The 22,871-nt window shown below is 41.4% G+C and carries 21 protein-coding genes; 18 read left to right on the forward strand and 3 right to left on the reverse strand.

Annotated features, from left to right (window positions below):
• Positions 1–52: 52 nt before the first annotated feature.
• Positions 53–964, reverse strand: a complete 912-nt coding sequence (locus tag CYCME_RS10340; protein ID WP_020932977.1) for a fatty acid desaturase — start codon at positions 962–964, stop codon at positions 53–55.
• A gap of 151 nt (positions 965–1,115) precedes the next feature.
• Between CYCME_RS10340 and CYCME_RS10345 the strand changes: the two genes are divergently transcribed.
• Positions 1,116–2,138: an AraC family transcriptional regulator gene (locus CYCME_RS10345; protein WP_020932978.1), complete on the forward strand. Its 1,023-nt coding sequence runs from the start codon at positions 1,116–1,118 to the stop codon at positions 2,136–2,138.
• A gap of 6 nt (positions 2,139–2,144) precedes the next feature.
• Here the strand turns inward: CYCME_RS10345 and CYCME_RS10350 are convergent, their stop codons facing one another.
• Positions 2,145–3,809: a sigma-54-dependent Fis family transcriptional regulator gene (locus tag CYCME_RS10350; protein WP_223253185.1), complete on the reverse strand. Its 1,665-nt coding sequence runs from the start codon at positions 3,807–3,809 to the stop codon at positions 2,145–2,147.
• A gap of 100 nt (positions 3,810–3,909) precedes the next feature.
• The gene (locus CYCME_RS10355; protein ID WP_020932980.1) at positions 3,910–4,143 is read right to left on the reverse strand and encodes a hypothetical protein; all 234 of its coding nucleotides are present in this window, start codon (positions 4,141–4,143) and stop codon (positions 3,910–3,912) included.
• A 73-nt stretch (positions 4,144–4,216) separates the two neighbouring features.
• On the opposite strand from CYCME_RS10355, the gene CYCME_RS10360 reads away from it, so the two are divergent.
• The 17 genes from CYCME_RS10360 (at position 4,217) to CYCME_RS10435 (ending at position 22,853) form a co-directional block, all read left to right on the forward strand.
• Positions 4,217–4,789, forward strand: coding sequence for a UbiX family flavin prenyltransferase (locus CYCME_RS10360; RefSeq protein WP_020932981.1), 573 nt, complete (start codon positions 4,217–4,219; stop codon positions 4,787–4,789).
• A 41-nt stretch (positions 4,790–4,830) separates the two neighbouring features.
• Positions 4,831–5,415, forward strand: a complete 585-nt coding sequence (locus tag CYCME_RS10365; protein ID WP_020932982.1) for a hypothetical protein — start codon at positions 4,831–4,833, stop codon at positions 5,413–5,415.
• 14 nt (positions 5,416–5,429) lie between these two features.
• On the forward strand, positions 5,430–6,998 hold the full coding sequence (locus CYCME_RS10370; RefSeq protein ID WP_020932983.1) for an FAD-binding oxidoreductase: 1,569 nt from the start codon (positions 5,430–5,432) through the stop codon (positions 6,996–6,998).
• Positions 6,995–7,438: a c-type cytochrome gene (locus CYCME_RS10375; protein WP_020161842.1), complete on the forward strand. Its 444-nt coding sequence runs from the start codon at positions 6,995–6,997 to the stop codon at positions 7,436–7,438. Before CYCME_RS10370 ends, CYCME_RS10375 begins: the two co-directional genes overlap by 4 nt.
• Entirely contained in the window at positions 7,438–8,919 is a 1,482-nt protein-coding gene (locus CYCME_RS10380; protein ID WP_016389838.1) for a non-oxidative hydroxyarylic acid decarboxylases subunit C, read from the forward strand. The genes CYCME_RS10375 and CYCME_RS10380 overlap by 1 nt, the downstream gene beginning before the upstream one ends.
• Complete coding sequence (locus CYCME_RS10385; RefSeq protein WP_015005302.1) at positions 8,916–9,149, forward strand: non-oxidative hydroxyarylic acid decarboxylases subunit D; 234 nt, start codon at positions 8,916–8,918, stop codon at positions 9,147–9,149. Before CYCME_RS10380 ends, CYCME_RS10385 begins: the two co-directional genes overlap by 4 nt.
• A gap of 10 nt (positions 9,150–9,159) precedes the next feature.
• Complete coding sequence (locus CYCME_RS10390) at positions 9,160–10,596, forward strand: FAD-binding oxidoreductase (protein ID WP_020932984.1); 1,437 nt, start codon at positions 9,160–9,162, stop codon at positions 10,594–10,596.
• 141 nt (positions 10,597–10,737) lie between these two features.
• Entirely contained in the window at positions 10,738–12,183 is a 1,446-nt protein-coding gene (locus CYCME_RS10395) for an aldehyde dehydrogenase family protein (RefSeq protein ID WP_015005300.1), read from the forward strand.
• Positions 12,184–12,241: 58 nt separating this feature from the next.
• On the forward strand, positions 12,242–13,687 hold the full coding sequence (locus CYCME_RS10400) for an aldehyde dehydrogenase family protein (protein WP_020932985.1): 1,446 nt from the start codon (positions 12,242–12,244) through the stop codon (positions 13,685–13,687).
• A gap of 97 nt (positions 13,688–13,784) precedes the next feature.
• On the forward strand, positions 13,785–14,135 hold the full coding sequence (locus CYCME_RS10405) for a rhodanese-like domain-containing protein (protein ID WP_016389842.1): 351 nt from the start codon (positions 13,785–13,787) through the stop codon (positions 14,133–14,135).
• 147 nt (positions 14,136–14,282) lie between these two features.
• Positions 14,283–14,711 carry a GAF domain-containing protein gene (locus CYCME_RS13205; RefSeq protein ID WP_020932986.1) on the forward strand — a complete coding sequence of 143 codons (429 nt, stop codon included), beginning with the start codon at positions 14,283–14,285 and terminating at the stop codon, positions 14,709–14,711.
• Positions 14,712–14,718: 7 nt separating this feature from the next.
• Positions 14,719–16,677, forward strand: a complete 1,959-nt coding sequence (locus tag CYCME_RS10410; protein WP_223253186.1) for a response regulator — start codon at positions 14,719–14,721, stop codon at positions 16,675–16,677.
• Between the two features lie 25 nt (positions 16,678–16,702).
• Positions 16,703–17,086 (forward strand): response regulator, encoded by a 384-nt coding sequence (locus tag CYCME_RS10415; RefSeq protein ID WP_015005296.1) that lies wholly within the window; start codon positions 16,703–16,705, stop codon positions 17,084–17,086.
• An 11-nt stretch (positions 17,087–17,097) separates the two neighbouring features.
• Positions 17,098–18,447, forward strand: coding sequence for an ATP-binding protein (locus CYCME_RS10420; RefSeq protein ID WP_015005295.1), 1,350 nt, complete (start codon positions 17,098–17,100; stop codon positions 18,445–18,447).
• On the forward strand, positions 18,444–18,812 hold the full coding sequence (locus CYCME_RS10425; protein WP_015005294.1) for a response regulator: 369 nt from the start codon (positions 18,444–18,446) through the stop codon (positions 18,810–18,812). The genes CYCME_RS10420 and CYCME_RS10425 overlap by 4 nt, the downstream gene beginning before the upstream one ends.
• Positions 18,806–21,841, forward strand: coding sequence for an EAL domain-containing protein (locus CYCME_RS10430; protein WP_020932989.1), 3,036 nt, complete (start codon positions 18,806–18,808; stop codon positions 21,839–21,841). The genes CYCME_RS10425 and CYCME_RS10430 overlap by 7 nt, the downstream gene beginning before the upstream one ends.
• A gap of 49 nt (positions 21,842–21,890) precedes the next feature.
• On the forward strand, positions 21,891–22,853 hold the full coding sequence (locus tag CYCME_RS10435; protein ID WP_020932990.1) for a sensor domain-containing diguanylate cyclase: 963 nt from the start codon (positions 21,891–21,893) through the stop codon (positions 22,851–22,853).
• Positions 22,854–22,871: the final 18 nt, after the last annotated feature.

The following is a 22,871-nucleotide window of genomic DNA, read 5'->3' on the forward strand; positions in this document are numbered from 1 at the left end:
CACATAAAAAAAGCCCCTTCAAAAGGGGCTTTTTTATAATTAACGTCTAACTCTACACTTGAGGCTCATACTTTGAATGATCAAAGTTTTTATGAGATTCAATATTTTCAGGCACTAAACCAAATGCTGTTTGCTTACTTAAGTTTTGTGTATTTAACTCATCATATTTTATGTACCATGCTTTATGCATTTTATAAAATGGTATTTCTGGCCACAAATGATGGATTAAATGATAGTTTTGATAAACCAATAAGGGTGTCAACAACCATTCCCACCCCATACGCATGGTTGTCGCCATGTATTTGTCTTCTGTTTGACTAACCGTTGCAGGGTAATGAGGCAATATAACAAATACAATCGCGATCAATAGCAAGGTAATACGCGAAGGGATAAACCACAACATAAACAACTCGTAACCAAATCCAAAATACAACGCAGCAACAAATAGTAGCGCCAATGATGAATAATAAGTAATCAACTGTACCATATGGCGTTGAATTACTTTACCCCCATGTTTTAAGAAATAGTAAATATACCACGCATCAAAAAATGACCATCTAAACGGCACCTGCCACCAGGGAGATTCGTGCTCGAAAAGGTCGGGATCTTTTGGCCCATTGGTATAGATATGATGTTGATTGTGCACCCATCTTAAGGCCACCATGGGTGCATATGGAAATAAGAAAAATAACCCAATCGCACCTATTGTTTCATTGACAGGTTTAATACTCGATAGGGAGTGATGTGATGCATCATGAATCACACTAAATAAGCCATACGTTAAAAGACCGTTGATAATGGCTCCTTGCCACATGGGTAGAGATCCCTCTAACGCGTAGTACCAAACTAGTCCCAAGCCAGCCATAATGCCTATAAATAACAATACAGTAGGAATTGCTAGTGTGGGTGCTTTTCTAAGTGATTCAAAATATGCATCACTTGCAGATGTGTCTTGTGTACTCATAATGTCTCCTTCAAATTAACTTATACTTCTTAGACTGATCATACTAACAAAAGTTACAAAACTTTATAAGTGTCTTTATTTGACACCAGCATGTCATTTTGTGACAATTACACGACAACGCTTGGTAACCCTTGCTTTCATAGAGGAACTTATGGCTCAGTCAATTATACTCCCCGTTAGCTACATACAAATAGCTATTCGAGAATTGTCAAACAAGGGTATTACCCCTGAGCAAATCTTTGAAGGCACTAAATTGTCCTGTCATTCCATACAAAAAGATGGTTATGTCACATTAGATCAATTTATTAAGGTTATCCTTAATACAAGGAAACTAAGTAACAATCCAGCTATTGGTCTATTACTGGGTTCGTTCCTACACCCTTCAACTCACGGCCCTGTTGGCTGGGCAGCCATCAATAGTCCTACGTTATCGGATGCCATCAATATTTTTCAGCGGTACAGCCAAATTCGAACACCTTTTATTTTATATACAACGCTCACCCATGGTGAAGATTACATCATTCGCTTAACGCTGACAGATAGCCTAAAAGCCGCCCACCTTATTTTTATTGAGGCCATGCTCATGTTATTACAGCATATTATTGAGTTTATTCTTGGTAGACCCATGACTGAGGCTAACTTATACATGAATAGCTTCAAACCAAGTTACGCTGATAGCTATGGACAATATTTTCATTGTCCCGTTCATTTTAATTCTGGCCACCTCGAAATTCGCCTTCCCATTGCTATGAAGAACACAGCAAACCCTAATGCCGATAAACACATGTACCAAATTGCGCTGGAACAGTGCCAAGAAGCCCATCACCAGCTGCGGCGCGATATAAATATCAGCACCGAAATATACGACTATATATCTGCAAATTTAAGTTGCTCTCCAACACTTGAGTATACCGCCATACATTTTGGCCTTACACCTCGCACTCTCATCAGGCGGCTTAAAGACCAACAAACCTCTTTCCAAAAAATAAAAGATGAAGTTTACGCATTTCAGGCCAGCGGCTATTTACGGAGAAGCGTTATAGCTATAGACACTTTGTCTGTTATTTTTGGCTACACTGATCCTGCAAACTTTAGACGTAGCTTTAAACGATGGTTTGGTATGAGCCCCCAACAGTACCGTGAACAACAAACTGAAATTTTGAAACGACACTAGGTACAACTATTGATTACCTTCTTCTATTTTTCCAAGCCTATATGCCAGCTGTGGCCGAGACATACCTAACTGCCTAGCAGCACCTGATAAGTTACCATTAGATCTTTTAACCGCTTCTTTTAAGATCGCCTCTTCAATGTCAAATAAGTTGTTTTTAGCGTCAAAAAACATCTCAACAAACTGATTATGTTCTCCCTTTTTTAATGTTTTCAACTTACCATTTTCATTGATTATTCCATCAGATTTCTCATCAACACCGATCATTGCAAAGAGGTGTTCTAGTTCAATAAATCCACCATTTTCACAGAGTAAAACCCCACGCTCAATTACGTTTTCAAGCTCACGGATATTACCTGGCCATTCGTATCGTTCCAGTTGAAGCAATGCGTGTTCTGTAACGCCTTTGATATCTTTTTCGTATTTCACTTTATATTGGTCAACAAAATTCTCAACCAACATAGCAATATCACCACGCCGCTCCCTAAGAGGTGGGATAACGATAGGGTAGACATTTAAGCGGTAAAACAAATCACGCCTAAAATCACCTGCTTCAACCTTGTCCATTAGATTAGTATGTGTAGCCGCCACAACACGTACGTCGACAGAAATAACTTTGGTGCCACCAATTCGCTCTAACTCACCTTCTTGTAATACTCGCAGAAGTTTTGCCTGCGCTGAATAAGTTAGATCTCCTATTTCATCTAGGAATAACGTTCCACCATCTGCACGTTCAAAACGGCCTTTGCGCGACTCATGTGCTCCTGTGTAAGCCCCCTTCTCAACACCAAATAATTCAGATTCTAATAAATCTTCTGGAATCGCCGCACAATTTATAGCGATGAAATTTTTTTCGCTCCTAGCGCTCTTTCGATGAAGTGAACGAGCAAACAACTCCTTTCCAACCCCTGTTTCACCTAACAAGAGAACCGTAACAGGCCCTTGTGTTGCTTTTTGTAATAAAGCAAGGGCACTATGAAATGATTTAGACTCGCCAACGATGTCTTGCTGTTCATTATTAATATTTTTTATTGAAGATCTTAAATTGACCACCTCATCACGTAGATTAAGAATTTTATCGACAATACTTTCTGACTCATAATATTTCGTCCACTCTTCTGAATTTTCCCACTCGTCAACTGGCTTTCCAATCACTACACAATCATCAGCACCACACCCATTGCAAGCTTGCTCAACAAATAAAATAGATTGCCCAGTAAACTCCGAACTATAACCACTGGCATAACCAACCTCCATCCAACAAACAGGGTCTGTGGCAATGCCATATGCTTTTTTATGTGCCTCACTTTCATAGGAGTCTTTCCAGACAAGCTCCATATAAAATCGTTTTTTCAGCACATCAATTTCAATTTGGTTGACTTTAACGCTTACCAAACCTTCTAACTGATGAAGTTCGGGGCCTACCATAAATTGGTCTAGCTCAGATGCCTCTGGTCGTAACTTTTTTGCTAGCCTTGCGTCTGCCACACCTGCTTGAAACCCAGTACGCATCATAATGCCTTTAGCATGTTCGACACCCAGAGTTTCCACTAACTCCTTACGCATAGACCCAGATGCTGCACTATGCATCAACAACATGCGTTGTTCGCCTAACCAAATATGCCCTGACTCAAAGGAAAACCGTATGCGGTCCTTCAAATCATCACTTGGCATTAATCTATCATCCTTTACATGTACCATAGTCAAAACGGGTTAAGAATAAAGTTGGACCGACAGCTTAGCATAGAGCCCATGAAGTCATTTAACCCAGGGGTTATTTAAACCAGTCATCTAATTCATCACCATCAAGTTCATTAATAGCGTACTCATTAAAATCTTTATAGGTATTCCAGTCATGGATTTTTTGACTGGCGGAATCCTTTAAATTTTGATCTGACAGTTGCTGTTGATACTTGTTAAGCATCAATTCACTGTAATCATTACACTGTTTAAGAAAATCAATAACAATTTTTTTTTGAATATCTAACGGAAGAGGTTTTTGGCTCATTTTATTCTCACTTAATATTGACGCTGCTTTTGTTAGGCGATAGAGTCATTTAATCTAACAACAAAAAGATTCCATGAGAAAAATAATTATCGCTATAACTGGGGCTACCGGGTCTATTTACGGTACCCGTTTACTTGAAATTCTGCAAACTGTCGATGACGTTGAAACACATTTAATTCTTTCCAATGCGGGTGCACTAACTGCTCAATATGAATTAAATATGGATAAACAAGAGCTTATGTCGCTGGCCGACGTAACGCATCACCCAAAAGATATTGGCGCATCAATTTCAAGCGGCTCATTTATCACCGACGGTATGGTTATTGCGCCATGCTCTATGAAAACACTCGGCTCCATTGCCAATGGTATAGCTGATAACCTAGTCTCTAGAGCTGCAGACGTGATACTAAAAGAACGCCGAAAACTTATTTTAATGGTTCGTGAAACGCCCTTAAACCTTGTTCACTTAAGAAACATGACGACCCTCTCCGAGATGGGCGCCGTCATTGCACCGCCCGTACCGGCCTTTTATATTCAGCCAAAGTCTATCGACGACATAGTTAATCATTCAGTTGGAAGAATACTAGACACATTAGACATTTCTAATGTAGATTATGTAGCCCGGTGGCAAGGTCTTTCAAAATAATAATCATCCACCTTTAAATAATTACACTCGAAGAGGAGCTTATGTTAAGCAGACGCACTTTTATTAAATCCGCACTGGCCACTAATGTCGCCTTATTAGCCAGGCCATCTCAAGCGCTTCAACAGGTTTTAACCGGCTCTGAAGAAATCCCATTACTGGTCTTTGCAGATGAGCACTCAGCTCACTCAAAACATTTTATCTCCAATGTTGCCGAGCGCAAGTCTAATATCGATTTAGATATTGGCCAACACTTTGACCTGCTCAGAGAGTTTTGCAAAGAGTCCCCTATGGGCCAAATTTCAGGCTTAACCAGAGATTCCGATTTTTTTGCCCTTGAACAAATCGCAAAGGACTTTGGTTTTTACACCCAATATTCAGCCACACATCATTATTCCGGAAACATGTTGACGCACGAAGTCTCTAGTTCGAAAGACTCTGCTGAACTGATTACCTCATCACTAAAAAACGCAAAAGAACAATGGCCGCAATGGCTTGCAAATCATATGCGAGTTTTACCGAGAGGAAATGCCCAGCTCGTGACGCAAAAAACACAGATCAGCCTAGCCAATACCGATCAACATGACTTCTTAGTCTCTTGGTCTTTAAGCCCAAATAAAAACAAATAACAATTGGAACAACCATGACTAAACCACTCCCACAAGGCATCACTTTAGGCCAGCTTAATGCGGCGATTGCCGAGATCGAAAAAGTCGTCGGCAAAGAATATGTTTACTTGGATGACATAAAAGAACTTCGCAGCTATCGCGACCCTTATAACACCACCAATGATGCTGACTTTGCTCCATCCGCTGCTGTTGCACCTCATAATGTTGAGCAAATCCAAAAAATTCTTGCCATCGTTAATAATTACAAAATACCTGTTTGGACAATTTCCACCGGTAAAAACTTTGCCTACGGTGGCCCCGCTCCTCGTAAGCCCGGCTATATTGTTCTGGATTTAAAGCTCATGAATAGAATTCTTGAGGTTAACGAGAAACATGGTTACGCAATCGTTGAGCCTGGTGTGAGCTATTATGACTTATATAACTACCTTCAAGAAAGAGGCTCAAAGCTTTGGATTGATTGTGCCGCACCCGCCTGGGGCGGAATTGTCGGTAACACCTCTGAGCACGGCGCTGGCTACACACCTTATGGCGATCATCTATTAATGCAATGTGGTATGCAAGTCGTGCTTGCTGATGGTACTGTCGTTGAAACCGGCATGGATACTACTGCAAACAGTAAAACAGGCGGCCTCTACAAGTACGGTCAAGGCGCTGCGATTGATGGATTATTCACCCAATCAAACTTTGGTGTCATTACCCGTATGGGCATCTGGTTAATGCCAGAACCTCCGGGCTATACACCTTTTATGATTACTCTGGAAAATGAGCATGACCTTGAAACAGTAACCGACCTCTCGTTACCACTTCGGGTTAATCAAGTCATTCATAATGCACCAATGACTGTTGATTTACTATGGGAAGCAGCCATGTCTGTTAGCCGTAGTCAATACTATACGGGCAAAGGCCCAATGCCAGACAGTCATCGTAAAAAAATGGCTAAGGACCTCGATTTGGGTATCTGGAATTACTACGGTGCTGTATACGGCCCAGGCCCGATGATGAAAAACAATATGGATGTTATCAGAGATACATTTGGTAGTATTCCAGGCGCAAAATTTCATTATGACGACACCAGAAAAGGTGACCCCGGTTGGGATTACCGAGTCAAACTAATGAAAGGTGTTCCTAATATGACTGAGTTCAGCCTACTGAATTGGGTTGGTGGCGGTGGTCATATTAACTTTTCGCCTATTTCAGCCGCTGATGGCAAATCATCTATGAATCAATACAAGATGATTGAAAAACGTGCACACGAATACGGCTTTGACTACATTGGCGAATTCTTAATTGGCTGGCGAGATCAACACCATATCTTTATGCTGATGTTTAACCGCATGAGCCCAGAAGAGAAAAAGCGCGCTCACGATCTATTCGCCATTTTAGTTGATGAGGCAGCCGCCTTAGGATACGGCGAATACCGTACTCACTTATCCTTTATGGACCAAATCGCTGGCACATTTTCATGGAACGACAACGCACTTTGGGACACCCATCACGCCCTAAAAGATGAATTAGACCCAAATGGAATCCTTTCTCCAGGAAAACAGGGGATTTGGCCAAAAAATTTAAGGGGTGAGTCATGAGTAAATATTTTTTAATTATTACAAGTCTTCTGTTTTTGACTGCTTGCGATCAACAAACAACAGATTCTGCAACAAACCCAGAACCAAGCACTCAAAAAGAAACTGCCGTAATTCCTGAAACTGTGGCAGAGCCTACTTCAAACTATGAGCCTAGCAACCGCTCAGGAAAGGTAATTTTTGACCTACACTGCGCTGGTTGTCACGATTCTGGTAATGCGTATGCGGCCACCAAACAACTTGCTCTAGTTCGTGGCAAGGATCTAGCCGTTATTAGAGAACGTACAGACTTAGTTCCTGACTATATTAAATATATTGTTAGAGACGGGCTGCTAGAGATGCCTCCTTTCCGCCCAACAGACATTAATGATAAGGAACTAGATAACTTAGCAGCATATATCGTTGACAGTGCTAAAGCACACGCAAATAAGGAAAGCAAATAATGAGTACCGACAAAAAACCGTTATCCGCTGAAGCCAAAGCTGTTGGCGAACGTATTGGCAGCTTACGTGATTTTCTAGAATTTTTAGAAGAAAATGGCCAATGTATTACTTGGACTGATGAAGTCATGCCTGAACCAGATATTCGCAATATAGCTGTTGCTGCTGGTCGTGATTCAATGAATGGCCCAGCTGTTATATTTAATAATATCGCTGGCTACCCAGGCAAAAAACTCGTCCTAGGCGTACATGGTAGTTTCACCAATCTAGCACTATTGTTGGGGCACCCTAAAGGCACCACTATAAAAGAATTGTTTTACGACATTATTTCTCGTTGGGGTGACGATAAACCACTACTCGATTTTATTGAACCAGAAGCTGCTCCAGTCAACGAAAATCGCCTGACTGACAACTTCAACCTTTATGATTTATTACCGCTTTATCGTATTAATGAATATGACGGTGGCTTTTATATAGGTAAAGCCAACGTTGTCAGCCGTGACCCACGAGACCCCGAAAACTTTGGTAAACAAAACGTCGGGATTTACCGTATTCAAGTGCAAGCACCGGGTGAGTTTACCCTGCTGTCAGTTCCTGCACATGATATGGGTCGTCACATTGTCGCTGCTGAACAAGAAAATGTACCATTAAAAATATCCGTCATGCTCGGCAACCACCCAGCTATGTGTATGTTTGCAGCAACACCTGTTGGTTATGAAGAGTCTGAGTTTGCTTATGCATCTCAAATGATGGGTAGTCCGCTACGACTAACAAAATCAGGCAACGGCATGGATATTTTGGCTGATTCAGAAATGGTTATCGAAGCAGAACTAATGAATGGTGTACGTAGCTTTGAAGGACCTTTTGGTGAGTTCCCTGGCAGTTATAGTGGCGTTAGAAAAATACCTCGCTTTAAAGTAACGGCTATTTCACACCGCAACGACCCTATTTTTGAAAATATTTACATTGGTCGCGGCTGGACAGAGCACGACACCTTAATTGGCCTAAACACATCAGCACCAATCTACGCACAACTTAAAAAAGACTTTCCTGAAGTTGTTGCTGTTAACGCCTTGTATCAGCATGGCCTTACCGGCGTAATATCGGTTAAGAATCGGTTTGCTGGCTTCGCAAAATCAGTGGCCATGCGAGCACTTGGCACGCCACATGGCACCATGTACCTTAAAAACTTAATCATGGTTGATGATGATGTTGACCCTTTCGACCTAAACGAAGTGATGTGGGCCTTATCAACACGTACCCGGGCTGATGACACGATTGTTATCCCCAATATGCCATTGATTCCGATTGATCCGGCAGCAGAAGTTGCGGGCAAAGGTCATCGCTTAATTATTGATGCAACAAGCTTTATGCCACCCGATAAATTGGGTTCCGACTCAAAAATTGTTACCCCACCATCGGGGGCAAATATTGATGAATTAGCTAAGGTTATTCAATCATTACAAAATGGAGGTCAATCATGAGTTTATGCCCACGCTGCCAAGCCGCCGAAGAAAAAATCCGAGTTGAGCATAAAGGTCTCAATGCTCAAGGTGAACTCGTTTGGACAATCTTTCATTGTAGCGCCTGTGAGTTTACATGGCGAGATAGTGAGCCTGCTACTTCCATAGATTACGAGGAACGGGAAGCATTTTTCAGGGTTGATCCTGAAAAACCATATCCAATAATTATGCCTCCGGCTCAATATAAATAGGTTTATCAGCATGAAAAATATTATAGAAAACCTTAACGGCTTATTAGGTGCTGACAACGTCATTAGCGCTTCAGATCAACCTACAGAATATCAATTTCTAACAGACCGCATCAATAATGCTGAGCGTGAAGTCATCGCCGTGGTAACGCCTAGCAATCTAGATGAATTAAAAAATCTACTGGTCTCTTCCACAGATGAAAGCTATTCCTTGTTCAATCTATTAAGCCCTGGAGAAATAAACACCGCGCCTATTCCCGCAAAAGGTGCCATCGTAGTTATTGATCTTAAAAAGCTTAATAGTATTATCGAAGTTAACACTCAAGCTGCTTATGCACTGATCGAGCCTGGCGTTAGCTATGCTCAACTCAATGAATACTTAGAAACCAATAACATTCCTTTTATCGTTGATTTTGATAAAAACTCAACTCAATCGGTTTCAGGTGGGATCAGCAATAGAAGTTATGGCTACACGCCGTATGGTGACCACCTCATGATGCAATGTGGTATGGAAGTGATGCTTGCGAATGGTCGTTTAATACGTACAGGTATGGGGGCGATGCCAAACAGCGACTCGTGGCAATTATTTAAATATGGTTTTGGTCCCTATATTGACGGCACCTTTACCCAATCAAGCTTAGGCATTATTACCAAAGTAGGTATCTGGCTAATGCCCAAGGCACCAGCTTATAGACCGTTTGCCATTCAACTGCCAAACGAAGCAGCCATGAATCAAGCCGTTGAGATTATGCGCGACATGAAAATTAATATGCTGGTTCCAAATACGGTAACTGTCGCTTCCGCAAAGTCTGACGCCTTGCAATTCTCTACTGAAGCGCTGGAAGACATTGGCAACAACGATGAAGCGGCGACAAAACACCAATTGGGTTCTTGGAACATGTACGGTGCTTTGTATAACATGCCAGCCAACGTTGATTTCTTATGGCAAGCTATTAATGGCGCCTTCAGCCAAATTGAAGGGGCTAAATTTTTAATGCCTGAGGAAACAGCCAATAACCCTATCTGGGCTCAGCGTGAAATGAAGATGGATGGAAAATTCAATACAATTAATCCAAACTTATCAGGCTACTCATCCATCAATGTACACTTTGCTAGCCCAATTGATGGTGACGATGCAGTTAAGATGCAAACGCTGCTAGAAAGCGTTAGCAACCCAGCGGAGCTTAACATCATCGGTCAGTTTGCGCTGACATGGCGTACCATGATGACGCAGCTTCAAGTGCTCTACCCTACAGGTGATGCTGAAAAACTAGCACAAGCACGTCAACTCACTAAGCAGCTTATTGACGACTTTTCAGCTCAAGGATACCCTACTTGCCTAGTGGATGCGGACATGCAAGAAGCCGTTGATGCCGTCAGTCTAGATGGACTCAAAACACTTAAAAACCGTGTTAAAAAAGCACTCGATCCGCAGTCTGTTTTTGGTTAAAACTACTCCATATTATTATTGCTGAGTCGTGTCACTAAGCATTTTATTTAATGCACGACTCAGCATAATTGAGTTGTAACAATACGCCGAGTTATTTTAATTAACTTATTCTTCAAACCTTACTAACAGTAGATACTTATTATGATTAAAACCTATGACCTTTGGATTAATGGAGAGCACACAAAACCAGCTTCTGGAAAATATTTTGATGTCCTTAACCCGCTAGATGACAGCCTTTATTGCAAAGCCGCCGAGTCTAATCAAACAGATATCAACAAAGCAGTAGATGCTGCTCATGCTTGCTTCTCCAGCTATCGAAAATGCTTAGCTAAAGACCGTGAAGCAATGCTTACAAAAGCCGCTGACCTGCTCGAAAGAGACCGTGAAGAATTCCTTGAAATCCTAATTGATGAAGTCGGCTCTCCAATCAACAAAGCACAATTTGAAGTCACTCAAACAATTGGCCAACTCCGCGCTGCTGCCGGTAGCGCACGTCGTATCACAGGTCAAACCATGCCGTCTGACACACCGGGCCGTTTAAGCATGAGTGTGCGTAAGCCATTGGGCGTTGTTGCTGCTATTACTCCGTTTAATGTTCCCTTATTAAAAGCTGCAAAATTAGTCGCCTCGCCGTTAGCGACTGGTAATACTGTTGTATTATTAACCTCCGAAGAAGCACCTGCGGTCTCTTTCCGTTTTGCCAAACTGATAGAAGAAGCAGGCTTTCCTGCCGGCAGCTTAAATGTCGTATCTGGTTTCGGTGTGGATGTTGGTGACTTTTTGACCGACCACCCTCTAGTAAAAGCCGTTATGTTCACCGGTTCCAGTGTAGTCGGTAAACACATCAGCGAAATTTGTGGCCGTAACATGAAACCCTGTGTTCTAGAACTCGGTGGTAAAAGCCCCTATATTGTTTTAGCTGATGCCGACCTTGGATTAGCGGTACAAAATGCCATTATCGGTATGTTCTTTTATCAAGGCCAAGCTTGCATTGCATCCAGCCGTATTATTGTAGAAGCAGCTGTGTACGATCAATTTGTTGAAATGTATAGCGCTGCGGCCAAGCAATTATCAATGGGAGACTTACATGAGATGTCGACCATCTTGGGGCCCATTATTTCACCACGCCAACGCAACCGAGTACGCACACATATTGAAGATGCCGTATCAAAAGGAGCCACTCTTATTACTGGTGGTGAGTGGGAAGGCAACCGTTGTCAGCCGACTATTCTTACCAATGTCACCGAGGACATGATTGTCTGTCGCCAAGAAACGTTTGGCCCGGTGACCTCCATTTACTCTGTTGACAATGCCGAAGAGGCATTAGCACTCGCAAATGATACACATTATGGGCTCAGCGGTGCTATTCACACCAACGACCTTAACAAAGCGCTATCGTTAGCACATGAAGTAGAAACAGGCATGATACATATCAATGCGCCAAGTGTTTACGATGAACCACATGTACCTTTTGGCGGTATTGGCGACAGTGGCTTCGGTCGTGAAGGTGTTGATGTTGATATTGATGCGTTAACACAATGGAAATGGATTACGATTCAAATGCCTGGCTACGATCAAGCCCACTAATACCAAGCTTTTCCAATTAAAACATTAACTTAAAGACTTTAAATATTAAAGGACAAACATGACTACCAAACATGAACTATGGATAAACGGTGAGCACACCCAACCTGACAGTGGAAAATATTTTGACGTTCTAAACCCGTTAGACGATTCACTCTACTGCCAAGCCGCTGAGTCAAATGATGCAGACATTAACAAAGCAGTAGAAGCAGCACATCATTGCTTTCAAACTTATAGCAAAACATTAGCAAAAGATATCGAAGCAATGCTATGTAAAGCAGCTGATTTAATGGAAAGAGATCGTGCTGAGTTTACGGACATTCTAATTGACGAAATCGGCTCACCAATAAACAAAGCCAATTTTGAAATTGCCTATGCTATTACTCATTTACGTGCTGCTGCAGGCGTTGCTCGCCGTGTTACCGGGCAAACCATGCCATCTGACACACCGGGCCGGCTCAGCATGAGCGTACGTAAACCTTTAGGCGTTGTTGCTGCCATCACACCGTTTAACGTACCGTTGATTAAAGCAGCAAAGTTAGTCGCCTCACCTTTGGCAACGGGCAACACCGTTGTACTACTGTCCTCAGAAGAAGCACCAACACTGTCTTTCCGTTTTGCTCAACTACTGCATGAAGCCGGCTTCCCTGCGGGTTCTGTTAATGTTGTCTCTGGCTTTGGTGTTGACGTAGGTGATACCTTAAACAGCCACCCACTGGTTAAAACAGTGATGTTTACTGGTTCTAGCCGAGTAGGTAAACATATTGGTGAAATTTGCGGTAAACAAATGAAACACGCCGTGCTTGAGCTTGGCGGAAAAAGCCCACTCGTTATCTTGGCAGATGCTGACCTTGGATTAGCAGTCAAAACGGCTATTTTTGGTATGTTCTTATACCAAGGCCAAGCCTGTATGGCCTCCAGCAGAATCATTGTTGAAGAAGGTATTTATGATCAATTCATCGCAGCCTATAAACAAGCGGCAAGCCAACTGTCTATGGGCGACTTACGTGAAATGTCCACCATCCTTGGCCCTATTATCTCTCAACGCCAGCGTGACCGTGTACGCCGCCATATAGACAATGCAGTAGAAAAAGGTGCTACCATCGAAACCGGCGGTAACTGGCAGGGTAATAAATGTGAGCCAACGATCCTAACCGGAATCACAGAAGAGATGGATGTTTGCTACGAAGAAACTTTTGGTCCTGTAACCTCGGTCTATTCGGTTAAAAATTATGAGGCCGCTCTCGAGATGGCAAATGATACGCCCTATGGACTCAGCTCGGCTATTATTACTAACGACTTAAATAAGGCCTTAGATTTTGCCGAGAACATTGACTCTGGCATGGTTCATATCAATGCCCCTACTTTGTATGACGAACCTCACGTACCTTTTGGCGGTACAGGCGACAGTGGCTTTGGCAGAGAAGGAATCGAGGTCGACGTTGATGCACTAACGGAGTGGAAATGGATTACCATTCAACTCCCTGACGCAAGCGCTGGACACTAAGAATTTATGTTTAAGTAACATTAAAAAGCAGCCCTTCCCGGCTGCTTTTTTTGTGTCAAAAATTTATTATTAAACTTCTACTCAAAAGGATAATCTCATGATCAAACCCGCCAGTGATTTTATTAAAGAAGCCCAAAAAATATGCAATTGCCTTGATGCCGTTGCAGCTAAAGAACTTGCCGGGCAGTCAAATAACCTGATTATTTTGGATGTTCGAGAACCACATGAGACCACCGAATCAAAGCTTGAACAGGCCATCAACATTCCTCGCGGCCTATTAGAAATGAAAGTACAAAACCATTGCACCGACCCTGATACTCTGATTCTTATCCATTGCGCAGGTGGTGGCCGTGCATCTTTAGCCGCAGCCAGACTACATGAAATGGGCTATCGTAATGTCCATGCCATTACCGAAAAATTTACCGATATCAAAAAAGTTTTTGACTAACTAGGGCAACACAAATAAAACACTAATCAACCTAATTTGAAGACTTTATTTTATTTCAAACATCTTAAAAGTGAGGGGGAAATATATGTACAAAATAATACTATCGAGTTACAGTTAATTCATAGGTATGCTGAATAGGACTCATGGATGGATGCTCCCAAACAACCCAGCAATGAAACTCAACGTCTTGAGGCTCTAAAAAAGCTCAACATTCTTGACACACCTGATGAAGAGCGCTTTGACCGCATAACAAACATTGCTCAGCAGTTTTTTAACGTGCCCATTGCGTTAATTAGCTTAGTGGATGAAGATCGCCAGTGGTTTAAATCCAAACAAGGCCTTTCTGTGTGTGAAACATCCCGAGAAATTTCTTTCTGCGGCCACACTATTTTACAATCCGATGTATTTGAAGTTCAAGACACCCTCTTAGATCCACGATTTAAAGACAACCCTTTAGTCACTGCAGCACCTAATATTCGGTTTTATGCAGGCACTCCCCTCCAAACAAATAGTGGTTATGCTATCGGCACATTATGCTTGATTGATTCACAACCCAAAAAAACTCTCATCCACTGAAAAAAAAGTGCTAAACGATTTAGCAAACTGGGTGCAAGATGAACTGGCTCATAACGAAGCCATGGCGGCCAGCACTATTATTCGAGAAAGTGAAGCACGTTTAAATGCCATTTTAAACACCGTGGTAGATGGCATTATCACCTTAGACTCCAAAGGCACACTTGAAAGCTTCAATGCCGCCGCCACACGTATTTTCCAATACCAGCCAGAAGAAGTCATTGGCAAAAACATCACTATATTAATACCTGAGCTATATCACAATGAGCATATCGGCACTGGTCGTGAAGTAACAGGCCTTCGTAAAGATGGCAGCACCTTCCCAATGGACCTCTCTGTCAGCGAAACTGTTGTTGCTGACCGGCATTTTTATACCGGTATTATGCGTGACATTACCGAGCGTCAAGCGATCGAGAAAGAACTCTTATTAGCGAAACAGTCCGCAGAGGTAGCTAACCAAATGAAGTCTGAGTTTCTTGCCAATATGTCACATGAACTACGAACACCGTTAAACGCTATTATTGGTTATAGCGAATTATTAACTGAAGATGCCCAAGACGTTGGTCTTACACAACAAGTAGCAGACTTAGAAAAAATTCACACGGCAGGCAATCACCTACTGAGCCTAATCAACGATGTGCTCGATTTAGCTAAAATTGAAGCTGGCCGAGTTGAATTGATGCCAGAAAAAATTGCTATTTCAAGACTTATTAATCAGGTCGTGACAGTCGCACAAAAGCAAATTGAAGAAAATGGAAACACCTTCAATGTTATATGCCCAGACGATCTTGGTGATTGCATTACTGACACTGTAAAGGTATGCCAAGTTCTCCTTAATTTATTGTCAAACGCAAGCAAATTCACAGAACAGGGGCAAGTAACATTGTCTGTACAAAAGGAAAACTCACAACTCATTTTTAGCGTAGAAGATACCGGTATTGGTATGACACCCGGCCAATTAGATAAAGTTTTCATCCCCTTTGTTCAAGCAGATAGTGGTACGACTCGACAATATGGTGGTACTGGGCTAGGTCTACCGATAAGCGAGGAAATCTGCCAACTAATGGGTGGTGAAATTAAGGTCAATAGCGCCAAAGGGAGCGGATCAACATTTACGGTAACGTTACCCATTGATATATCAACCCTCGTTAAAATAAAAACCTATTTAGCAGAACAACCAAAAGAAAACACTTCGCCTGAAAGTAGCCCTAAAGGCTCCATCTTAATCATTGATGATGACCCCCAAGTACACACATTATTGAGCCGACACCTTAATAAAATGCCATTTAAGATCATTACCGCTCAAGATGGCAAAGCTGGTGTTAAAAAAGCCCGTGAGCACGCCCCCTCAGTCATCATATTAGACATCATGATGCCCGAAATGAACGGCTGGACAGTTTTACAAATTTTAAAATCTGATCAACGTACCGCACATATCCCTGTTGTCATGAGCACCTTTTTAGATGAAAAGAAAAAAGCTTTTGAATTGGGCGCAATTGACTACCTTAACAAACCTGTTAATAAAAACAATTTATTACGTGTCGTCAGTAAAGCTATTAGCAACAACAAAATGCCTGAGATATTAATTATCGAAGATGAAGTAAGCACCATAGCTAAACTGGAACAAGCCCTCGAAAATTTTGGTTGCACCATAACAAAAGCACTCAACAGTAAAGAAGGCGTTAATAAAATAAGAAACCACTTCCCCGACTTGATTCTGTTAGACCTGATGATGCCTGAAATGGATGGCTTTACATTCTTAGAAAAACTACACCAACTACCCAATACCAAAGAAATTCCCATCATCGTTATGACAGCCAAAGACCTATCCCCCGTTGAAAAAGACCTCTTAAAGACCTCGACTCAACAAATCATTACCAAAACATCACTACTCATGAATACCGATGATGTCATTCTGCAAATTATTAACCGCATCCAAACTAGTGCTCTAAAAGCCTATGACACTTAAAATTTTACTGGTGGAGGATAATGAAATGAACCGTGATATGTTAAGTAGACGCTTATATAGAAAAGGCTACCACATGATCCTTGCTGAAGATGGTCAACAAGGCATTGAGTTAGCCCTGTCAGTATCGCCTGATGTCATTTTAATGGATATGAATTTACCGATCATTGATGGTTGGCAGGCAACTAAAACCATTCGTAAACATGAAAAGCCGCTAGGCAAGCATACGCCTATTATCGCCGTCACCTCTCATGCTATGACATCAGATCAAGAAAAAGCCATTAATGCGGGTTGCGACCACTATGAACCCAAACCCATTAACTTAGACCAACTGATTGAAAAAATAGAGCTTTTACATGCCATGTATCAATCAAAAAACGCTGAGAAAAGTTGTGATGAAACTCAGCCATAAGGCTTAAGAGTATGACCATGCAAACTATTCTAGTCGTCGATGATCTTTCAGAAAACTTGGAGTTATTGTCACGCATTTTACAACGAGAGGGGTATAAGGTCCTCAGCGCTGTCAATGGTGAAGATGCCTTAGCACAACTCACTACGTCTAACCATATTGATTTAATTATCAGCGATATTTTAATGCCCATTATGGACGGTTACGAGTTTTGCAGACAAGTTCAGCAAAATGACCGTTTTTGCTCCATCCCCTTCATTTTCTATACGGCCACGTATACCGATGAAAAAGATAAAGAGTTTGGATTAAAACTTGGCGCAAATCGCTTTCTCATCAAACCTCAAAAAACACAAGACTTATTAAACATCATCAAAGAAGAGTTAGCCAAACCGTTTAAAGTTGAAAAGAACAACATCACACCCGATGCTAAAAGCCCGCTGATAGAATCTGAACAGCAGTATTTACGGCAATACAGCAGCCGATTAGTCCATAAACTAGAAGATAAACTGCTTGAACTCGAACAAAAAAACACCGATTTAGAAGAAGAAATGGCCAAGCAATTACAACTTAAACAGCATATTGAATTACTGAACGCTGATTTAGAACGCCGTGTTGCATCACGAACCAAAGACCTGCTCAGCGCCAATCAAAAACTACTGGAAATGGACCAAATAAAAAGCATGTTCATTGCCTCTATGAGTCATGAGCTAAGAACCCCCTTAAACTCAATCATTGGTTTCACCGGCATTATGTTGCAAGGCATGAGCGGCGAGATCACCGATGAACAAGCTAAACAACTCGGCATTGTCAAAAAGAGCGCGTCTCACTTATTAACCCTGATTAATGATGTGATAGATGTCAGTAAAATAGAGTCAGGTGTTGTGTCAATTACTAACCATAATTTTGATCTAATCGAGTTAATAAAAGACGTTATCCAAATACTCTCAAAAGCCTGTTTAGACAAGCAGTTAACTATTCGATCAAACCTACCTGAAAGCTTTTCTTGTTTTAGTGATAAGCGCCGTATTAAACAAATCCTAATTAACCTACTGGATAACGCCATTAAATTCTCCAATGAGGGAGAAATCATCATCTCACTCACTCAAAGAGAATCGTTTTTTACCGTGACTTTCTCTGACACTGGTATCGGAATCAGCGACGATGATGCCAACAAACTTTTTTTACCGTTTAGCAAACTCAACCCAACTCAAGCCAACAATCCACGAGGTAAAGGCACTGGCTTAGGGCTTTATCTTTCACAACGATTAGCTAACAAACTTGGTGGACAAATAACCATGACCAGCGAACCTAATAAAGGTAGCAACTTCTCTTTAACACTACCCATTGGAGGAGCCAGCAAATGAAAACTATTTTAATTGTCGATGATAATCCTGATAACCGTTACCTTATTACCTACATCCTAAAAAACAATGCCTTTCTAACCATTGAAGCTGTTAATGGTACACAGGCGGTTAACAAAGCGCTGGATGAGCAACCTGACTTAATCTTAATGGATATACAGCTACCTGATATGAGTGGTTTAGAAGCGACACAACAAATTAAACAATCCACACCCCATCGCCACATTCCCGTCGTTGCATTAACGTCTTATGCTCTAGATGGCGATAAGGATAAAGCCCTCAAAGCAGGGTGTTCTGGTTATATCGAAAAACCCATTAACCCAGACACTATCATCGATCAAATCCACCAAGCATTAGCGTCATGTTAGCTATAAACACCATTTTAATTGCAGAAGATATCGAAGATGATCGGTTGATGCTGATGACCCTTTTAAAAGGGCATGGCTACAAAACCGTTGGTGCAGAAAATGGTCAAGATGCGATGGATAAATTGGCTAAACAAAAATTTGACCTGATTATCAGCGATATCTTAATGCCAGAAATGGACGGGTACCGCTTTTGCCTGTCTACTAAGTCTGATGAACGCTATCAAAAGATTCCTTTTGTTTTTTATTCAGCAACCTTTACTGAAGATGTTGATGAAGCTTTAGCAAAAGAAGTTGGCGCCGATTTATTCATCGCCAAACCAACAGACCCTGAGCAATTTATCATTCAAATTAAAAATATACTTTCGCCCGTTGAGAAAAAAACTCCAATAGATGCCCCTGTTTCACATACAAATGAAACTAATTTAACGAAGCAATACAACCAAAGTCTCTCAACCAAGCTTGCAATTCAGGCCATAGACCTTAAAGCGTCTGAGATTAAATACAAAGCTTTATTTGAAACAGCTCAATCCGCAATCATCATCTGTGATAGTGAAAAACTCATTGATTGCAATACAACTTGTTTAAAACTGCTTGGCTGCCATCATCGAGACCAATTTATTGGTACCAAGATAACCGATTGGTCTGCCACCACTCAACCAAACGGCTCTAAATCAACCTTAACTGCCGCACGATATATTACTTTGGCTCTTAGGGAACAAAAACAGTCTTTCGAATGGAACTTAAAAAAACTTAATGGCGAGCTATTTCCTGCATCCGTAGAACTCAGCTCGATGGTAATAGATAACCAGTTACTGATCCAGGCTACCGTTCATGACATAAGCCAGCGTAAACGAAAAGAGCAACAAGAGCAGCTCCACAAAGAAGTGCTTAGGCAATTATTAGACTCTCGTAACCTAGCTACCGTACTAGAAAAAATTGCTACCGGATTAGAACATGAAATACCGCATACCCGATGTAGCATTTTATTAGCTGACGCTCAGAACCAATTATCTCTAATAGCGGCCCCTTCAATGCCAGATAGTTACCAACAAGCTATTAGCCAAAGCTTTACAGAGTCCAGCAACTGCTTATATAAGCAAGCAATACAGCAAGGCCGAAAAATCATAGAGCGTACTCCCACCAGTAGCCAGCAGCCAACTGACTATAAAATAATGTCCGAAACAGGGTTTAATGCCTGCTGGTTAGAACCCATCGACCTCTCATCAGACGACACTTGCGTTATTGCTATACATTTTCGCGACAAAGCAATGCCTATGACGACTCAAAATATTGAGTTATTTTCTTTTTATGTCAAATTAATTGAAATCGCTATTCAACGATACGAAGCTAATAAACAACTAAACCTAGCCAATGCCATTTTCCAACATTCTGTTGAAGCCATGTTGTTAATTGATAAAGACTATAAAATTATTACCGCTAACCCCTCTTTTACTACCGTGACGGGATACTCTGTTGAAGAAGTAATTGGTAAAACCCCTCATATTTTAAGATCAGGTCGGCACGATGAAAAATTTTACGACAAGATGTGGAAATCATTGGCTGATACTGGCCAATGGCAAGGGGAAGTCTGGCATAAACGGAAAAATGGCGAACATTACACAGAATGGCTAACAATAACAACTATTTACGATGATAACGGCGAGGTACTTCAGCGTGCGGCATTATTTTCAGACATTACCGAAAAGAAAAAAATGGATGAGCTGCTTATTAAACAGGCCAATCATGACAGCCTAACAAAATTGCCAAACCGCAATCTGTTAAAAACACGCATTAGTGAAGAAATAACCAAATATCATCGAACTAAAATTCCGTTTGCCGTACTTTTTGCAGATTTAGATCATTTTAAAGAAGTTAATGACTCATTAGGACATGATCTCGGTGATTTATTATTGATTGACGCGGCAAAACGTATTTCTGAGTGTGTCCGCGAAACCGACTTGCTCGCTAGACTAGGCGGCGATGAGTTTACCATCGTTATGACGGACTTAAACAACCCGCACAGTGTAGAGCGCGTCGCTAATGCTATTATTGAATCATTAAGCCGGCCGTTTAAGCTCGATACAGAAATTGCTTATGTGTCCGCTAGCATAGGCATTGCCTTTTACCCTGATGATGGAGACAGCATCGTTGATTTATTAAGGCATGCAGACCAAGCAATGTATTACGCAAAAGCTCAGGGGAAAGGTCGTTTTTGTTACTTCACCAAAACCATGCAAGAAAATGCAAATTATCGGGCCTCTATTTTAAATGACCTACGTACCGCATTACCGTCAAATCAGTTAGAACTCTATTATCAGCCCATTATCTCGCTAAGAACTAACACTGTTATAAAAGCAGAAGCCTTATTACGCTGGAATCACCCACAAAGAGACATTATTAGTCCGCTACAGTTTATCCCTATTGCAGAAGAGTCTGGCCTAATCATAGATATTGGCGATTGGGTGTTTCAACAGGCGTTAGCCCAACTAAAGCATTGGCGTCAACATTTTCAAGCTGACTTCCAAGTGAGTATTAACAAATCGCCTGTGCAGTTTAAATCACTCAGTCAACACGCCGATTGGATGGACACCCTAAGTCGAGAATCAAACTACCCAGAACCTGGCTTAGTCGTTGAAATCACCGAAAGTCTATTACTCCAAGAAGACCCAAACATAATGTTGCAATTTAAACAAATGCAGCATAACGGCGTAAAACTGTCCCTAGATGACTTTGGAACCGGTTACTCATCACTGTCCTATTTAAATAAGTTTGGCTTTGACTTCTTAAAAATAGACAAATCCTTTACCCAAGAAATTGTTGAAAACAGTGACAAACGTGAGTTATGTAATGCCATTATTGTTATGGCTCACGCCCTCGGTATAGAAGTTGTCGCAGAAGGTATTGAAACATTAGCACAACAAGACTTATTAAGTGAAATGGGCTGTGACTATGGTCAAGGCTACCTTTACTCTAAACCTGTGCCCGTTAAAAAGTTTGAACAAATCCTAAAAAATGGTCTAGTAAATTAGACACTAACACCTATACTCTTTAAAGATACCTTAAACTAAAGAGGGTTTAATGGAAAAACCAATCATTCCGGATAATGAGCAAAGCCGTCTCAAAGCACTTCATTCACTCAATGTCTTAGACACGCCGCCAGAAGAGCGGTTTGACCGTTTAACACGCCTAGCTAAACGCATGTTTAATGTTCCCATTGCTCTGGTCAGCCTTGTAGATGAAAACCGTCAATGGTTCAAATCTTGTGTTGGCCTTAGTGTCTGTGAAACACCCCGAGATATTTCGTTTTGTGGGCATACTATTTTGGGTAATGACATTTTCATCGTCCCTGACACACTGGTTGACCCACGTTTTGCAGATAACCCACTCGTGCTAAATGACCCGTTCATTCGTTTCTATGCTGGTTGCCCACTAAGGCACTTAGACGGCAGTATGTTGGGCACGTTATGTATTATTGATCAAGAGCCCAGGGATATTAGTCAAGAAGACTTAGATATCTTGAATGATCTTGCTGACCTTGCATCACGCGAACTGATGGCTATCGAACTAGCAACGCTTGATGAACTCACAAAAATATCTAACCGAAGAGGCTTTATTAAATTAGCTGAACATAGTCTAACAATATGCACCCGCCAAAATATTCCTGTTTCGATTGCTTTTCTAGACCTCAATAGTTTTAAACCCATTAATGATACATTTGGACATGCTGAAGGAGACACTGCGCTAATTGCCTTTGCTGAATTAATGAAAAAATCATTCAGGAAGTCTGACGTGTTTGCACGGATAGGAGGTGATGAATTCGCTATTTTATTAACTGACACCCTCGCTCAACCTGCCGAAAAAACAATGGCCCGTTTTCGTCGTGCTCTAAGGCTATACAATAAAACAGCCAATCGTGGTTATAACATTGAATTCAGTGAAGGTATTATCCCCATTGATCTAGAACAAACCCCATCAATAGAGTCTTTATTAAACCAAGCCGACTCATTAATGTACCAACAAAAAAATACGTCCCGTAAATAACTAAACTAAAAAAAATAA

The organism is Cycloclasticus zancles 78-ME, from assembly GCF_000442595.1.
GTDB lineage: Bacteria > Pseudomonadota > Gammaproteobacteria > Methylococcales > Cycloclasticaceae > Cycloclasticus > Cycloclasticus pugetii.

Excerpts from the sequence above, each read along its gene's own strand:
- CYCME_RS10340 (WP_020932977.1), bottom strand. The coding sequence starts at position 964 with ATGAGTACACAAGACACATCTGCAAGTGATGCATATTTTGAATCACTT.
- CYCME_RS10345 (WP_020932978.1), top strand. The coding sequence starts at position 1,116 with ATGGCTCAGTCAATTATACTCCCCGTTAGCTACATACAAATAGCTATT.
- CYCME_RS10350 (WP_223253185.1), bottom strand. The coding sequence starts at position 3,809 with ATGCCAAGTGATGATTTGAAGGACCGCATACGGTTTTCCTTTGAGTCA.
- CYCME_RS10355 (WP_020932980.1), bottom strand. The coding sequence starts at position 4,143 with ATGAGCCAAAAACCTCTTCCGTTAGATATTCAAAAAAAAATTGTTATT.
- CYCME_RS10360 (WP_020932981.1), top strand. The coding sequence starts at position 4,217 with ATGAGAAAAATAATTATCGCTATAACTGGGGCTACCGGGTCTATTTAC.
- CYCME_RS10365 (WP_020932982.1), top strand. The coding sequence starts at position 4,831 with ATGTTAAGCAGACGCACTTTTATTAAATCCGCACTGGCCACTAATGTC.
- CYCME_RS10370 (WP_020932983.1), top strand. The coding sequence starts at position 5,430 with ATGACTAAACCACTCCCACAAGGCATCACTTTAGGCCAGCTTAATGCG.
- CYCME_RS10375 (WP_020161842.1), top strand. The coding sequence starts at position 6,995 with ATGAGTAAATATTTTTTAATTATTACAAGTCTTCTGTTTTTGACTGCT.
- CYCME_RS10380 (WP_016389838.1), top strand. The coding sequence starts at position 7,438 with ATGAGTACCGACAAAAAACCGTTATCCGCTGAAGCCAAAGCTGTTGGC.
- CYCME_RS10385 (WP_015005302.1), top strand. The coding sequence starts at position 8,916 with ATGAGTTTATGCCCACGCTGCCAAGCCGCCGAAGAAAAAATCCGAGTT.
- CYCME_RS10390 (WP_020932984.1), top strand. The coding sequence starts at position 9,160 with ATGAAAAATATTATAGAAAACCTTAACGGCTTATTAGGTGCTGACAAC.
- CYCME_RS10395 (WP_015005300.1), top strand. The coding sequence starts at position 10,738 with ATGATTAAAACCTATGACCTTTGGATTAATGGAGAGCACACAAAACCA.
- CYCME_RS10400 (WP_020932985.1), top strand. The coding sequence starts at position 12,242 with ATGACTACCAAACATGAACTATGGATAAACGGTGAGCACACCCAACCT.
- CYCME_RS10405 (WP_016389842.1), top strand. The coding sequence starts at position 13,785 with ATGATCAAACCCGCCAGTGATTTTATTAAAGAAGCCCAAAAAATATGC.
- CYCME_RS13205 (WP_020932986.1), top strand. The coding sequence starts at position 14,283 with ATGGATGCTCCCAAACAACCCAGCAATGAAACTCAACGTCTTGAGGCT.
- CYCME_RS10415 (WP_015005296.1), top strand. The coding sequence starts at position 16,703 with ATGAACCGTGATATGTTAAGTAGACGCTTATATAGAAAAGGCTACCAC.
- CYCME_RS10420 (WP_015005295.1), top strand. The coding sequence starts at position 17,098 with ATGACCATGCAAACTATTCTAGTCGTCGATGATCTTTCAGAAAACTTG.
- CYCME_RS10425 (WP_015005294.1), top strand. The coding sequence starts at position 18,444 with ATGAAAACTATTTTAATTGTCGATGATAATCCTGATAACCGTTACCTT.
- CYCME_RS10430 (WP_020932989.1), top strand. The coding sequence starts at position 18,806 with ATGTTAGCTATAAACACCATTTTAATTGCAGAAGATATCGAAGATGAT.
- CYCME_RS10435 (WP_020932990.1), top strand. The coding sequence starts at position 21,891 with ATGGAAAAACCAATCATTCCGGATAATGAGCAAAGCCGTCTCAAAGCA.